12 protein-coding genes are annotated in these 16,550 nt (G+C 39.7%); 4 read left to right on the forward strand and 8 right to left on the reverse strand.

All coding sequences use genetic code 11. The annotated features are described in order from the left end of the window. The first annotated feature begins 137 nt into the window (after positions 1-137). Positions 138-1,022: a D-isomer specific 2-hydroxyacid dehydrogenase family protein gene (locus H8796_RS06185; RefSeq protein WP_117933528.1), complete on the forward strand. Its 885-nt coding sequence runs from the start codon at positions 138-140 to the stop codon at positions 1,020-1,022. Here the strand turns inward: H8796_RS06185 and H8796_RS06190 are convergent. Beyond that, entirely contained in the window at positions 1,005-1,793 is a 789-nt protein-coding gene (locus tag H8796_RS06190) for an aspartate dehydrogenase domain-containing protein (RefSeq protein ID WP_117933530.1), read from the reverse strand. The genes H8796_RS06185 and H8796_RS06190 overlap by 18 nt on opposite strands. A gap of 48 nt (positions 1,794-1,841) precedes the next feature. Then, entirely contained in the window at positions 1,842-3,260 is a 1,419-nt protein-coding gene (locus H8796_RS06195) for a hypothetical protein (RefSeq protein ID WP_147340106.1), read from the reverse strand. Between the two features lie 8 nt (positions 3,261-3,268). Here H8796_RS06195 and H8796_RS06200 point away from each other — a divergent pair, with 8 nt between their 5' ends. Both H8796_RS06200 and H8796_RS06205 read left to right on the forward strand, forming a co-directional pair. Continuing rightward, the gene (locus H8796_RS06200; RefSeq protein ID WP_117933571.1) at positions 3,269-3,586 is read left to right on the forward strand and encodes a family 16 glycosylhydrolase; all 318 of its coding nucleotides are present in this window, start codon (positions 3,269-3,271) and stop codon (positions 3,584-3,586) included. Further along, entirely contained in the window at positions 3,583-4,524 is a 942-nt protein-coding gene (locus tag H8796_RS06205) for an alpha/beta hydrolase (RefSeq protein ID WP_117933534.1), read from the forward strand. Before H8796_RS06200 ends, H8796_RS06205 begins: the two co-directional genes overlap by 4 nt. Before the next feature lie 555 nt (positions 4,525-5,079). Here the strand turns inward: H8796_RS06205 and H8796_RS06210 are convergent. After that, on the reverse strand, positions 5,080-5,802 hold the full coding sequence (locus H8796_RS06210) for an alpha/beta hydrolase (RefSeq protein WP_317127758.1): 723 nt from the start codon (positions 5,800-5,802) through the stop codon (positions 5,080-5,082). A gap of 452 nt (positions 5,803-6,254) precedes the next feature. On the opposite strand from H8796_RS06210, the gene H8796_RS06215 reads away from it, so the two are divergent. Next, positions 6,255-7,904 (forward strand): DUF6377 domain-containing protein, encoded by a 1,650-nt coding sequence (locus H8796_RS06215; protein WP_117938116.1) that lies wholly within the window; start codon positions 6,255-6,257, stop codon positions 7,902-7,904. Positions 7,905-8,159: 255 nt separating this feature from the next. Here H8796_RS06215 and H8796_RS06220 read toward each other — a convergent pair whose 3' ends face one another. From H8796_RS06220 to H8796_RS06240, 5 genes are all read right to left on the reverse strand, one after another. Continuing rightward, positions 8,160-9,074 carry an IS982 family transposase gene (locus tag H8796_RS06220; protein WP_117938114.1) on the reverse strand — a complete coding sequence of 305 codons (915 nt, stop codon included), beginning with the start codon at positions 9,072-9,074 and terminating at the stop codon, positions 8,160-8,162. A gap of 327 nt (positions 9,075-9,401) precedes the next feature. Beyond that, on the reverse strand, positions 9,402-10,760 hold the full coding sequence (locus H8796_RS06225; protein ID WP_117938112.1) for a transposase: 1,359 nt from the start codon (positions 10,758-10,760) through the stop codon (positions 9,402-9,404). Positions 10,761-11,142: 382 nt separating this feature from the next. Continuing rightward, complete coding sequence (locus H8796_RS06230; RefSeq protein ID WP_117938167.1) at positions 11,143-11,760, reverse strand: IS630 family transposase; 618 nt, start codon at positions 11,758-11,760, stop codon at positions 11,143-11,145. After that, on the reverse strand, positions 11,736-12,152 hold the full coding sequence (locus H8796_RS06235; RefSeq protein WP_117938168.1) for a helix-turn-helix domain-containing protein: 417 nt from the start codon (positions 12,150-12,152) through the stop codon (positions 11,736-11,738). Before H8796_RS06235 ends, H8796_RS06230 begins: the two co-directional genes overlap by 25 nt. 329 nt (positions 12,153-12,481) lie before the next feature. After that, positions 12,482-16,462 (reverse strand): two-component regulator propeller domain-containing protein, encoded by a 3,981-nt coding sequence (locus H8796_RS06240; protein WP_333493684.1) that lies wholly within the window; start codon positions 16,460-16,462, stop codon positions 12,482-12,484. Positions 16,463-16,550 lie beyond the last annotated feature (88 nt).

Consider the following 16,550-nt stretch of genomic DNA (forward strand, 5'->3'; position numbering starts at 1 on the left):
TTCGCGTGTCTAAAACGTACTGTAATCATTCATCTTTAAATGATATTATGGCTGGAAATTTGTATCTTAGCGCCCATGTTGGGTTACTAATCCGGTAACCATATATGTTTGTATAATACTTCTAAAATAAAAAAACGATGTTTCAGAAACTTGTAGCTATAGAACCGGTCAGCCTGGTTCCGTCGGCCGAAAAAGCATTGTATTCATTTGCCGGTCAGGTGGTGATGTATCCTGATATACCCGCAAATGATGATGAAATAATTGCCCGTATCGGAGATGCTGATGCAGTGCTTTTGAGTTATACCTCCCGTATCAACCGGTATGTACTCGAATGTTGTCCGAATGTGAAATACATTGGAATGTGTTGTTCACTCTATTCTCCCGAAAGTGCCAATGTCGATATTCGTTATGCCAATGAACGAGGTATCACGGTAACAGGTATCCGGGATTATGGTGACGAAGGAGTGGTGGAATATGTAGTCAGTGAGTTGGTGCGCTGTTTGCACGGCTTTGGACAGGAACCGTGGGAAGAATTGCCTCGTGAGATCACCGGATTGAAAGTCGGAATAATCGGACTGGGTAAGTCTGGCGGCATGATAGCGGACGCCTTGAAGTTCTTTGGTGCTGATATTTCATATTATGCCCGCAGTGAGAAAGAAGCGGCTACTGCCAAAGGATATCGCTTTTTGCCATTGAGGGAACTCCTAGCAGAGAGTGAAGTCATTTGCTGCTGCCTTAATAAAAATACGGTTTTACTGCACGAAGAGGAATTTAAGCAGATGGGTAACCGGAAGATCTTATTCAATACCGGTTTGTCACCGGCATGGGATGAGGCTGCTTTTACTGAATGGCTGGAAGGTGATAACCTTTGTTTTTGTGACACGATAGGCGCGTTGGGGGGTGAACAGCTTCTCAATCATCCGCATGTACGTTGTATGCAGGTGTCTACTGGCCGCACGCGTCAGGCGTTTGACCGCCTGAGCGCAAAAGTACTGGCCAATCTGTCAGAATACAATGGGTGAAGCGATATTAATCAGGGTGCTCACTACTGACCACCCTGCAATATCCGATGTAGCACTATAAATGTCTACTACGGCATGCACCTGGTCATTTTTGATTTCTACTCTTTGCGTATCTCCCATAAATCCGGGAGTAGACTGTATGGATACCTGCATATTCTCCGGACCGACAGAAGCCCGTGAGGCGGCAACTGTAACATTCACTTTGGTTGGAAAGAGGCGAATCGCTTCCGCAGCACTGCCGGAGAAAACGGTACGCTGCTCCGTTTGCAAAGAATCATCATAAACGGGAGTTCCTTTGAGTGCGTTAGGACCTTTTTCATTGAAGAAGCGAGCCGTCGTATTTCCCATCAGGGAGGCAGTTCTTAAAACATCGAATCCACCGGTAGCTCCGGATGCGATATAGACCCGTGTACCATTTGCCTTGGCGGTTTCTGTCACTTCCCGGTAGAATGCCTCATCTGCCAAAGCACCGATAGACAAAGTAACGACAGACGTTCCGTTTCTCAATGCCGGCAAAGCCAATTCTCGCATGGCGGCAGGAGAGGCCGATTCTACCAGATAATCAGGTTTTAATGCCAATAACTCTTCCAATGTGGCGCAAGCAATGCAAGGCTTGCCATGTTGCTGCATTTTATTTACGATGTGTGCTGCTTTTGATGCCGTACGCGAATAGACACCTACCAGATGATAATCTGCTAATAAGCCATTGACAACTGCATCCGCAACGATTTCTGCAAGTCGTCCACATCCTACAATGACTAATTTTTTCATGCAACAAAGATAATACTTTTATTGGTAAGAGCTTCGGCCGGTCTGTAATTACTGGAGGTCTGACAGGATATCCTCGTAACTGATGGCAGACTTCTCATTCAACAGGCGTGTATGCTCTGCGACGAAAGTGTCATAACACCTTTTGGATGCTCCCTTCTGTCCCATCCGGAATAATATCTGGCACTTGATGCGTATCGCTTCTTCATCAAGCGTATCATTAAGCAGCAGGACGTCTGCTATCTGCAATATGAGCTTGTTGTTTCCTTTCACATCAGAGGTTTCCAACATTCTAAGCATGAAAGTAGTGACCTGTTTGGTATATTCGTCTTTGAAAGAGTCGAGCCATTCTGCACTGATGGTAGGTGTGAGTGTTCCTCCCGCAGCGAGTTTCAGAATACGCTGTAAGGTAGCGATGTCCACCGTTGCTTTGTCCGGTACTTCCTGCAGGATTTTGTTGATCTCATGATAGTCACAGGTAATGTCGTCACCTATGCTAATAGACCAGTAGCCACCTTTATAATTAATGGCTATGTCCCCTGTTCTTTCAAGAATAAGCCGTAGTTTCCTGATATTCACATTCCGGGTGTTGGAAGCATCCGCTTTGTTCATTCCCAGCCAGAAAGTCTCGTCCAATTCCTGCGAAGTCACTTTTCTGCCTTTTGCAATACTGTTTAGCAGGATATATAGAAACACCTGTTTGATGATGGGCGTAAATTCCTGCGTGATATCATTTCCCTCCTTATCGAACACCTGAAAATCTCCGAGAAGATGGATGGTGGATATACGTGGCTTTTTATCCTGTAATTTGGTTGTGACGGGCTGTTCCTCTGCCTTTGCGGAATTGTCTACCCTCCCTTCTTCCAAAGTACCTGCTGTCGCAGGAGATGTTTTTCTCTTCAACCGTTTCCGGTAGCTGATGGTAACGCCTATTATAATAAGGAGAACCACGACCGATAATACGATGTATTTCATAAGCTCCTTATCCCCTCCGGCAGGTATCTGCTCTATGTCCGAAGCCTTGAGTGGAGGAAATGCAAGCGAATAGATTTCGACACTATAATCGTTACCCGGTTCTTTCTTCTCAAGGAAGACACCGTAAAGTGTCGATGTCTGTTCCACATAAATCAAATCGCAGAAAGATTCCGTATCAAGGAAGTTGTAAGGGATGGAGTCCCCCAGCGTTTCAAACGTTCCATTTTTCCAGTCGATAACGCTTAGGATGGCTGTGGAGTGAAACTTGCTGTTATTGTATGCTATCGTGTATGCCTTATGTTCCTCTTTCCGGAGCACCATGGAGTTACTGAACACAAGAGGAGTGGGGCCGACGGAGAACTGCCCGATCATCTTGCTCGTCATGTCTTTATAGTTGATTTCGAGGATATCATAGTGACGATGTATATTGTATTGTAAGCCATTTCTGGGGACAGAAGAATCCCGACGGAACGCCGGTGAAGGAATACGATACACGCACCCCTATGACTCAACTGGGAGGCAAATCCAATTGGACGGAAACATTCCATACCTATGGAGTATACGTAGGATTGGAAGAAACGGTTTATTATATGGATAATATCGAAGTGCTGCGTCATCCCACGAATGCTGCTTCATGCGAGAAACCATTCTTTTTCTTAGCCAACTTGTCCATCGGAGGAAACGGATGGCCGATAGATCTGGAGCGTTATGGCAATGGTTCGGATATGTACATTGATTATATCCGTGTATATGCGGAGAAACCTCTTGACTATAAAGTTCCCGAAGAAGCTATCAGAAAATACCATGAAAGAGTGAAATGAAACAGCTATTGTTATTGATTTATCTGCTTTGTCTTTGCAATCTGAATGCATTTTGCGGAGTGTCCGGTCACAGTGATGGAAGTGGAATGAAACCAACATTGAAAGATATACCCTATGGGGAAGATGAACTTCAGAAGTTAGATATCTATTTGCCCGAGGGAGACGGACCTTTTCCCTATATCGTGAATATACACGGGGGAGGCTGGTGGAATGGGGATAAACAATGGCAGTCGGAAGAGAATATAGGAAAGATTCTGTCTGTCGGTTGTGCTTATGTTGCCATCAATTATCGCTTTCTTCCACAAGCCTGGGAGGAGAAGATATTTCCACCCGTGCGTGTACCGTATCATGATGCACGCCTAGCCCTGCAATTCACCCGTTTTCATGCGGAGAAATATAAACTTAATCCTGAAAAGGTGGTATTGTATGGCGGTTCTGCGGGTGCGTGTACTTCATTATGGTTGGCGTTATCTCCCGAAATGGCGGATAGAAAATCAAAAGACCCGGTAAGACGAATGTCTACAAAGGTATTGGCGGTAGGCACAGAGGGAGCACAAACTTCACTTGATCCGATACAAATGCGTGAGTGGATAGGTGTGGAACTGAAATATGGAGGACATGCTTTTGGTTTGGAAGAATCCGACTTTGACGGATTTATAAAAAGGAGGTCCGATTTTAAACGATATTTTAAGGAACTTTCTCCAGCAAGTCTGGTCAATAAGAAATCCCCACCAATATTTCTTTCTTATGATAAAAGTCCTGATGAACCCGATAAAGACCACATGTATTATGTACATAGTCCTCTGTTCGGTGTCGGATTTCAGCAACTGGCTTTAAAAAAAGGTGCTGTCTGCTACTTGGAATATCCGGGACTGGAACCGGAATGTAAGGCAAAGAATGTGATTGATTTCCTGATACAAAGCCTGATGGGTAAATGATAAGAACAAATATAATAATGATTTAACTATTTAGATAGCTCTCATTTCCAATGAGGAGAAAAAGGTAACGACAAAGTACATTTTCTCTTCATTGGAAATGAGATTAATTGCCAAATTCACTGGAGGGGGGATTTGCTCCTTTTCCTACTCCCCAGTTTTTATTAGGAAGATTGCTCATAAACAATTCTAATGTGCCACCATTCTTATCTTCGCAAATCCCTATTAAAAACTACTTTGGAACCAGCTTTCCATCAACAAACATGTTTTATGCGTTTTCTAAGGCTGACCAACATAATGATATGTATTCTATTACTTAATGAATTTTCGTTCGACTTAAGTTAAACGAACGCTCGACTATAGTTGAACTATCGTTCCACTTAAGTCGAACGGAAATTTATTAAGCAATGAAAAAAATAAGATTAGTAGGAGGAAGAAATAAAAGCTGTATAATGACAGATTAATGTCACAATAGCATCTTTGACTTATTCCAATACGGTTACATTACGGAAGATTTTGTGATGTATCAATACGAGATTATGTAGTATATTCAATTTATTATTTCGTCTGGCTCTTCCTTATTTGGGTATCAGTAGACTTCAGCCACATACTTAATAAGTGAAGCATCTGCGAATGGTATTCAAAATCTGTATTCATTCCCCAACCATGACCTCCTTTGGGGAATATGTACATGGTTGCGGGGATATTGTTTTTCTTTAATGCTTCATAATAGAATACACTATTGACTGGAGACACGGATTTGTCGTCATCACTCAATAGCAAGATTGCAGGTGGGGTATTCGCATTGATCTGTTTCTCATTAGAAAAAAACTGAATGTCTTCAGGTAGCGGTTTGTCACCCAATAAATTAGAACGGGAACCACCATGTGTAGCCATTTCCATTGTAATGACTGGATAAAAAAGGATGGAGAAATCAGGCTTTGTGCTTGTTCCTTCTGTTGTATAGTGAGTGGAAGTAGTGGCTGCCAAATGTCCACCTGCCGAAAAACCGGCGATACCCACTTTATTGGCATCTATGCCAAATTCGTTGGCATGCTTGCGTACATAACGCATTGCTTGTTGTGCATCATCTAATGGCACTTCTTTATGTTTGTTTGGCATTCGGTATTTGAGCACAAAGGCTGTTATTCCCTGTCCGTTCAGCCATTTTGCAAACTCCGATCCTTCGTGCTGAATAGCCAATCCTGCATATCCACCGCCAGGGCATATCACAACTGCCATTCCTGTATTTGTAGCTTTGTTAGCCTGATAGATAGTCAACTCGGGTGAAGATACATTTGTTATCCAGTTACCATTTCTTTCACATTTCTCGGTTTCTGTTATTTCATTATTCGTCGGTGGGTTTGTTTCCTACAGTTTTACGACCTTTTGAGCATTCATAGTTGTATATGTAAATATCAGCAAAGTGCTTAGCACTAGTAATCGATCTTTTTTTATCATGTTAATCAAATTTTGATTATTAAAGCTAGATAAGAATCTTAAGACTACAAAGTTATATTTTATTCTTTGTAATTTGAAAGTCTTGCTGAATATAATTGGAGCTCTTTTTTATAGAAATTGTAACATAGACTATATTTTAGCCTGTTTTTTCCTTGCAATAGCCTATTGATCTCTTTAATTTATGAGTTGTTTATAGTAGGATTACGAAGATTTTCTCTACATTTGTCTGGTTAATCTCTGTTATCTCATACTCATTAAAGTCTATCCGCCCCATGAAAAAGAACTGTCTATTTTGCCTTTTGCTCTTCTTTTCTTGTCATTCAGCTTTTGCTGATGAACGCTTGGACTCACTGTTAAACGTACTTGATAAAACGATTAAGGAAGCCGATACTTATGTGCAGATTAAAGAAAACAAACTCCATGAGTTGAAAAGAGAAGCCCGAAAGACAGCTCCTCTTTCTATTGAACGCTATCATTTGAATAACGATATCTATCTTGAATATAAAGCATACAGTTCCGATTCCGCACTCCATTATCTGAATGAAAACTTGCTGCTGGCAAGACAGTTGAATGATAAAGAGAGAGAACTTAAAATTCAATTGGAGTTATCTTATTTGTTATCTTCCATCGGAATGTATATGGAAGCGGCAGATATATTAAATTCCATTGATCGCCAGACCCTTCCAACACCTCTTTTGGGCCATTATTATACATGTTATGAACATGTATATTCTGAAGCGGGAGCCGCACAACCACGATATAAAATGTTTGCTTCCCGCTATGTAAAGTTGAGTCATGTATATCGGGATTCTATGGAGGTTACATTAGATTCGTCTTCGGCTACTTACCTGTGGTTGCGTGAGACACAGCTAAGAGAGGCCGGGAAATATGATGAGGCTATGGAATTCAGTGACCGCCGGCTCGCAGAAGCTTCTTTCGGCACTCCCCAATATGCATTGGTGGCTTATCAGCGTTTCCGTCTTTTTGAGAGCATGGGCAAGAAAGACGAACACTTATATTATTTAGTACTTTCAGCTATATCCGATGTACGTTCCGCTATTAAAGAGCAATCTTCTTTGATGGTACTGGCACAAGAACTACATAGCAAAGGAGATTTGAAACGAGCCTATGACTATATCAATTTCTCATGGGAGATATCACAATTTTATAAGACGAGGTTGCGGAGTTGGATGAACATCACCCCGCTATCCATGATTAATGGGAATTATCAGGATATTATCAAGCAACAAAATCGGGAACTGCTGATCTATATTACCTGTGTAGCCTTGTTGGCATTACTATTGGTGGTAGCGTTAATCTATATTTACCGTCAGATGAAAGCCCTTTCCATCGCTAAGAAAGGATTACAGGAAGTAAACGAACGGCTGTTCTCTTTGAATGAAGAACTCGAAGAAGTGAACCGCCATCTTCGTTCCACCAATCTGGAACTTTCAGAGTCCAATCTCATTAAAGAAGCCTATATCGCCCGTTTCTTTAAATTGTGTTCTGTATATGTAGACCGTTTGCAAGCATACAGAAAGCTGGTAAACAAGAAACTGCAACGTGGGCAAGTGGCAGAATTGTTGAAAATGACGCATCTTAGCAATGATATTGTAACCGTTGAAGTGCAAGAATTGTATGCGAACTTTGATTCTGCTTTCCTGCATCTCTTCCCTAACTTTGTGGAATCGCTCAACGAATTATTGTTGCCCGAAGAGCAGATTGTCTTGAAGCCAGATGAATTACTGAATACCGAATTGCGTATTTTTGCCTTGATACGTTTAGGAATAAAAGACAGTTCGCAGATTGCAGAGCTTCTGCATTACTCGGTGAATACGATCTATAATTACCGTTCAAGAGTAAAGACCAAAGCACGTGTCTCACGAGATGATTTTGAAGATTTGGTGGCAAAAATCCGTTAATAAAATCTGTGCCGAATCTACCTTTTAATGTGAGCTTGTTAAGTATTAATATGTTTATTATCAAATAGTTATTTCTTTGAGTGGATTATGTATTTCCACTTATATTCCCTTTGCTATTTTTTATCGGGGTATTTCCCTCTATTTTTGTCATAACCGAACGGAACGAACTGCTTCCGCCTTCGGGAGTTCCTTTTTTTATTAACCTTTATAGAAATACAAATGAAAAATGAATTACTACCTGAGTTCGGGATAAGTTTAGAATAAGGACAGTTGTTTTGAGTCCTCAATATAGTATCCTTGCAATGCATTCCGTTTGCTTTCAAAGAAACAATAAGCACCCAGTACAGCCACCAGATTTACTAGGAAATTCGTTATCGAACGATGTCTGGAATGCACGAGTTGTGCTTTGTTTTTGAGCAGATCATTAATCGTCTCAATGATATACCTCTTTCTGAGCATCATTTTATCATAAAAGGACATAAGCCTGTTCTTCATGTTCATCTTAATTCCATGTACCAGCTGAATACCGTCGTCAAATAAGGAATCAAACAGTTTGGGAGAGACGTAGCCTCTGTCTGCAAAGACCTTTCCATACAAGTCTTTGGCCAGTACTTTCCATACTTTTGGATTCCTGTCGTCAACATTCGCTCCTGTAAGGCAGAATGTTATAATTTCTCCTCTATCATTACACAGCAGATGAAGCTTGAATCCGTGACACCATCCCATTGTGCCTTTGCCATCGGCAGCCACCCCTTTGAATACTTTGTTGGCATAACGTCTCAGATTGTGGCATACCGGTATCATAGTGCTATCAACAAAACTTATCCCCGTACATCTTCCGAACGCAAAAAGTTTGAGGAAGAAAACAAGCTTGAAGAATACGCGTTGTTCCAGTTCTACAAATCTGTTATATGATACAGCATTAGGGAAATCAGGTTTCATGTGTCCACAAATACAATAGATGTAATAGTGTTTGAAGTTACGATAAGTCCCGAAATGGAAAAGAAGAAGAATAGTCATTATTTCACTATCCGACAGCGAAGCTTTTCGATTACGATGTTGCCTTCCATCAGTGACCGGAAGAAGATTTTTCTTCAATTCAAGATCAAAATTCTTATCAAACTCATCAATAATACAGAAAATTTCCGTAACTTTATCCTTGGTAATCATTGTTATTAATTTTGTAATTATTTGTTTGTCAGACTTAAAGATACAAAATAATCCGGTGATTACCAACTTTTAAAGATGCTTTATTATCCCGAACTCACGTAATTAGGGATATTCAGTAAATGTTCCTTTTTCTTATAAATACAGAGATCAGTTCTCCTTTTCGTGAACTTCTCTCTGTATTTTTCCTGGTAAATTCTCGATCCTTCTATCTCTTTTACAAGAATATTATTTACATATTATTGTTTTTTCTTCGCAACGCTGCGTTATGCACATACTTTTTTAGGTGAAGTTAAAAACCTCTCCTCTTCTGTTCTTATTTCAGTCTGATTATGCTGCCGTTCTTTTTTTCTTTTCAACCTTTTCTATCATACATACCGCGTTGGCCGTATGTATTCCAAAGAAAATCCAAAGTATTTCCGTTTTTCTGTTTCTGGCTTTTATCCTGGCCAGTGAGTAATGTTGTTTCTGTGTACCAAAACTTCCTTCCAGACGGGTAGCTCTTTCACGGCTAAGTTCCGACCGTAAGATCTTCCGAAGCGGCTCATCTTTGGCAGCTCTGCCCTTACGCTTAAAAGAAGTACTTATATGATATTTTGTACAAAATTTCCGGTTGTCATTATTAGCATAGATTGAATCCGCTGCAAGCGCCTTAACCCTAACCTTGATCAGTTGTTGTTGCAGATGAATACAGTCTTTTAAACGTACTCCTTCGTTAAAAGCCTTAAAGGAGATATGTTCTATAAAGGAGATTCCATCTATCTGTATATTGTTGACTTTTGCTCCGAATTCAACGGATTTGGTTTCCTTGCCTCTGATAATGGGGCGAAGGTAATGCCGGTCGATACTCACGATACGGTTAGGCACTTTTTTGCCTGCAAATAAATTCTTCCCTTGCTCAAGGACCGTCTTTATGACCGAGAAACGTCTTTGATAATCAGAGGACAGTGTAAGCCTGTGCCTGTAGGATGAATGAAGCTGCTCCAGCTGGTCCAGTAACTTTTCCAATAACTGAAGTAGTCTGCGTTTAACCATACGAGTCTGTGATTTCCTGCGTTTACGCAGTTTACTGTAAGCAAGGTAGGCACGGCTTACATCAAGATACTTGTTACGGGGACGTTGTATGTGCAATGTCCGGCAATGTTTGCACAGATGACGATGAAGCCATACAATACCTTCCCATAAGAGTTTGACATCAGTAGGGAAACGCAGATGACTTTCATAACAGGTGGCATCGGTCATACAGACATGAAGGTTCTCAAGATACGGCTTCCAACGGTCAGCCAGAATAGGTTGGAGGGACTCAATATCAAGGCGTTCTGCTAGTTCCTGACGAATTGCACTGACGATTTTAGGATTGGTCAGTGGATGAAGCGGATCAATCTGAACACCACAAAATAACTGGTAATGAATATTACCGTTTAAATGTTCAATCAGTTGTGAATCTGAAAAGTTAGTATAGGACTTCAAGACCATTAAGGCGATTTTACCTTCAGGAGAAAAATAACTTTTACGACCCAGACGAGATTCATGTAAATCCATCTGTTGAGCCAGTTCGGAGAAAGGAAAAAGAGAATGAAGCCGCCCCAATTCACTCTTTTCAAAACTTTGACGATATTTTTCGAGAATATCAAATTCTGTAAAACCCAAAGTAGGTTCAATTTCTGAAAGTTTTCGTATCTTTACCATGTGTTTTTATTTTTAATTACCCCCGTTTTAGTCGTCAAACTGTATTTACGGGGAAATGCTTAAAGATACAAAAAAGGCAACTAATTCGCAATGAAGTAGTTGCCTTATATTTTTTATTTACTGAATATCCCTAATTAGTAGTAACAGTCTGTGTTTCATGACTAGAAATATATTAGTTTATGTTTATTAGACGCAAGACATTCAAAAATGCTGCAAATTCGAGAGCCAAAAGTAGTTGGTTTATCTAGGGATATTCAGTAAATGTTCCTCTTTCTCATAAATCAAGAGAAAAGTTTTACTTTACGTGAGCTTTTCTCTTAATTTTTTCGGTCAACTCCCCATTCCTTCATCCTTTTTTATAAGTAACTGTTCAAAATTAATTTTACAAATATGAATAATTCACGAATAAGTTCGTACCCACAGACGCCAAGGCCCTGTTCGTACAATAGAAAAGCGAGTCCGTAGTCTCGTAATCTATCGGTCTTATCCATTTACCCTTAAGTATACGCCAAAGAATCTCGGCAGGATTAAGTTCTGGAGAATAAGGTGGAAGATAGAAGAGGAACAATCCTCTTTTCTCCCAAATTTTCCTCAGTTCTTTAACTTTCCGATTTCTATGAACAGAAGCATTGTCCAAGACAATTACAGTCTTCTTCGTTACATTGAAAGAGAATCTGTCAAGATAGTCCACAATCTTGTCTGCGTTGATGGACTCTTTTGTGGTAAAGCCTTTATATTGGTTCCTTTTGGTAATCATGCCAAAAATATTAAGCCGGGCAGCTTTCTCGGATGGGATGTAAATATCCTCATTCTTGAATTGCCAGCCATATGGAACATAACCATTTGTACAGACATGACTTTCGTCGGCATAATATAGCACAAGTTCTCCTTTGGAATCAAGTTCTTCAAGTTCTTGCAACTTCTCTTTCTTGTATGCGTAGAGCTGCGGTGAGGGTTTGCCCCTTGGGCGTTTTCTTATACGCTTATATCTTGCACCAATGTTTCTAAAAAACGTTTGAAAGTAATATCACTGGCTTCTTTACCAGTCGCATTCTGCCATGCTTCACGTGCTTTGGACACACTCTGACGGTCTTCCTCAATTGCCTTGCGGACTGCTTCTTCATCAGAACAATCCATAATAGGCTTTCGCCCCTGACCAGGACGTGTCTCCAAGCCTTTGATGCCATTTTCTTCATAACGTTTTACCCATGTGTAGACAGTAGGTACTGTTACCTCAAGCATTTCTGCTATTTGGGGAGCTGATTTACCTTCTGACTTCAGCAATATGGATTTGCATCTGATACGAAAACTATGAGTAGGGCCATTATGATAGCCTTTCTCTAATTTGAGGCGATCAACCTCTGATAATTCAAGTACTTTTATTGGTTTCATAATTCTATTTTTTCTATAAAACGGAAAATGAACCATATTAGTACTGATATATATAAATAATTTAGATCACCTACTTATTTAATTACCCCCGTTTTGGCCGTCAAACCGTTTTTTTGGGGGAGTGCTTAAAGATACAAAAAAGGCAACTAATTCGCAATGAAGTAGTTGCCTTTAATTTTATTATTTTAGGAATATCCCTATCTACACTTACGGATTTTTCGGAGTTAAGAATATAAAACGAATGGATAAAAAATCTTACTACAGTATATTTCTTGCATTTTTAAACTTCATTTACCCTCCCCTTATTTTTCCCATCATGAAAAGACTTGTTATCTATAATCTTTTGGCAACATTCCGAATTTCTCTTTAAAACATTTTGCAAAATGGGAAGAAGAAACAAAGCCTAACCGTTCTGCAGCTTCAGCTATTCGAACACCATTTGCTATTAATTCAGCTGCTTTGTTTAAGCGGAAATTCTTAACATAGTTATTAGGAGGCATACCAAACAAACTTTTCATCTTCCGGTAAAGATTAGAATGACTCATATTCATTTGATCTGCCAATGTTTCAATTGAATAATTTTCATTAACAACCTGCTCCAATAAAATTGCATTGATCTTGTCTATAAATTCTACATCTTTTTGAGAAATGGCAAAATCCGAAAGTGAAGAGGATGAACCAATTGTGATGTCCGTCATCTGTTTATGAAACGCCAATCGCAGTTTTAATAAATTCTCGATCTGTTTATGGAGCTGCTTAATAGAAAACGGTTTCTCTAGATATACATCAGCACCACTTTCAAGTCCTTCCACTTTAGATTCCAATGTCGTTTTTGCAGTCAGCAAAACAACAGGAATATGAGAATAAGCCATATCGGATTTTACATGATTACAAAGTTCAAGTCCATCCATTTCAGGCATCATAATATCACTGACAATAACATCTACACCCTGGTGTGCAAGTATTTCCAGTGCTTCTTTTCCATTACCGGCACGTATCACCTTGAACCAAACACTTAAAGCTTCTCGAGTTAAATTTAACAATTCAATATTATCCTCCACCAATAAAACTGTGAATTTCCTATTACCGAATTCAGAAACAGAAGTCACTTCTTCTCCAACACCTACAACATCCGTTTCAGTCAATCCATCAGATGCATCTTCCGTTTCTACAACTCCCAATGGTAAAGACAACACAAATGAAGCCCCCTCCTCGGAATTATTTTCCAGAAACAAATTCCCATGATGGGCTTCTGCCAAGGATCTTGCAAATGCCAAACCAATTCCGGTACCCTTAGATGATGCCACCGGATCGTCAGGCAGTTGATAAAAAGCTTGAAATATTTTATCGTGTTGGTCCTCCGGGATGCCGGGGCCATCATCAGTAACCACTATCCTCACTTCGTCATCTACTGATAATACTTTCAATTCAATCCTGGATTTCGCATATTTCATCGCATTTCCCATCAGATTTACGAGAATCTTACTTATCTTCTCCGAATCAATCATCGTATTAATTTCTTCACGAGGCAAGCAAAGATGTAATGTCAGTCCTCTCAACTCAGCAGAACCGCTGAATTGATTAAAAATATCACTTACCAATGCATTAACATTGCATTTCCTCAAATTCAACTGCAAAGCACTACTTTCCAACTTCTGAAAATCAAGTAACTGATTGATGATTCCCAATAGATAATCTACATTCTTTTCTATCACAGAAATATACTTGTTCTCTTTCCCTTTGATTTCCTCTTCTCTCAATTTCTCCAACGGCAAACGAATCAAACTTAGCGGAGTACGTATTTCATGTACCAGATTAATAAAAAAATTGATTTTCGATTTATACATTTCTTTTTCTTTGGTAGTCTGATACTCCTCCATCCGACGTTTATACTTACGCCTGACATACAAATTCCAACGCCAACCAAGAAATACGATGACGGCAAGTAACAACAATGCATATACGACATAAGCAATAGTAGTCCGCCACCAGGGAGGAGTAACCACAATCCATAAAGAAATTGCCTTTTCATTCCAATAATGGTCATTATTCGAACCACGAACCAAAAACTCATACTCCCCCGGAGGAAGATTGGTATAGGAAGCCGTATTATTAGAAGAGTTGTTAATCCATTCCTTATCTACTCCGTTCAAAATATACGCATAACGGTTTCTAAGAGGATCTTCATAGCTAAGTGTCGCAAAACGGATGGTAAGACTGTTATTCTTATAAGGTAATCTTATCTTATCAACTGTATAAAAAGGCTTATCCAGCTGGAGCAGCCGCCTCACTTCCCGCTCATTATTCAAATTAGGAAAACTGATATCCATAACATAAACAGGAGGAAGGTAGGTGTTATCTGCAAATTCTTTCGGTTCAAAAACATTAAAGCCGTTCACTCCTCCAAAATACAACTTCCCCGTCGATGAAGCCAATGAAGATTGCGCCGTGAACTGATTCCCCTGCAAACCGTCATTTATAGTAAAAAGCCGGTTCTCATTCTTATTTATCGGATTAAACTGATATAACCCGGAATTACAGGAAATCCAAAAATTACCTGCCTGATCCTGCTCTATCGAATAAATAACCTTATCCGGCAACCAGACATTTTCCGGATCAAAATCAACAAAAGTTTCTGTTTCTTTGGAAAAAGAGCATAATCCTCCACCATTGGTCCCAAACCACATCGTACCTTTCCTATCTTCAAATAATGTTATCACAGAGTTACTCGTAATAGTAGTCAGGTCCTCCCGGATATGTTCAAAATGCTTCCACTCTTCACCAACTGTATTATAACAGAAAACGCCACGATTTGAGGTCGCAATCCAAAGATTATTGTACATATCCTCATAGATATCAGTTACAGAAGCCATAGCACCGACATTAATCACAGTTATAAAATTATCCGATTGCGGATTATAGCGACATAATCCCCAGCTTGTTCCGATAAAGATTTCTCCTTTACGGTCTTTAAAAAGGCTTAGTACATCATTACTGCAAAGCGTATTCGGGATATTACGGGAATAAGTATAACTTTTAATATTCCCGGTTTTCAGATTCAACACATGCAATCCTTCAGCATAAGTTCCCACCCAAAGATTATCGCCCTCCAACAACAAGCTACGTATATCGTATCTTATATTCGATTTCTTCAAAGAATACTCATAAAAAGAATGAGTTTGTGAATTGAAAAACCACAATCCATTCCGGGTTCCCACCCAAACATTCTTCTCCCGATCTTCACAGAAAGGTCCTATCCCCCTATCTGCTTTTTCCATCCCCGTCAAAGACAGGGAATAAGTAGAAAAACGCTTCGACTGTTTAGACATATAATTTATTCCGCCGGAATTAGTCATTACCCAAAGCGTGCCTTCATTATCCCACATCATCGCGTGTACAGTCGGATCACTCAAAGTCCATAAACCAAACGGAGAGTCTCCCCTACGAAATGTTTTACGCTCACGGTCAAACAAATAAACGCCATCGTCCGTACCAACCAGCATTTCTTTCTCGCTATAGTCCATCAGACAAAGAATAGAACTGAAACTCTCTGCAGATGTATCATATATTTTTAATTCCCGACTTCCTTCCTGATAACACCCTAACGAATTCGTCCCCACGCCACACCAAATCTCATGTTCAATACTATGGAGACAGTTAATCATTTGATTGCCAATACTCAATTCGGATGAAACCGGATAGTTCTGCAGAAAAGTTCCCTCTTCATCAAAGCAAAGTAACCCCTCTTGCATAGAAGAAACATAGACAAGAGAATCCGTACCCTGGCAAATATCCCAGGCAAAAAAAGTCCGAATACTATTTTGAGTCAAAACATCTTTTGCCGGATCATAAATAAAGATGCCTTGCCCCAAGGTAGCGATCCAGATCAAGCCATTTTTCGTTTTTACAATTTTCTTGACTTCGCAACTAATAAACACTCCATATTTGGTTGTCTTATCAAAATACAAGAAATGATCGTCAGAGCGATCATAAATGTATAGTCCGGAACTTGTTCCTATCCAAAGGTCTTCACCCTCTTCCATCAGAGAACTGACAAAGTTGTTCCCTAAAGAATATTTGTCATTTAAAACATTCCGATAAATTTTATTTCCGCTACCATAATAGCAGTTCAGCCCGTTACTTGTCCCTATCCATAAAAAGCCATAGCTATCTTGAATTGCACACCAGGTTGTGTTATGAGACAGCCCGTTTTCTACCTGATATTTCTTAAAGGAAAACTCGGCAGATGCCATTAATGGCTCAATACAAAGAGTAATAAAACTGATAAATGCTATTATTGACTTTTTCATATTATATACCCATGTCGATTCAGTGAGCCAAATATAGCTATTTTAGTAACCTAAGCCAAATCTCAAATTTATTTTCATTTGGAGAATA

The sequence above is a fragment of the Bacteroides sp. M10 genome, from assembly GCF_014334015.1.
GTDB classification, from domain to species: domain Bacteria; phylum Bacteroidota; class Bacteroidia; order Bacteroidales; family Bacteroidaceae; genus Bacteroides; species Bacteroides intestinigallinarum.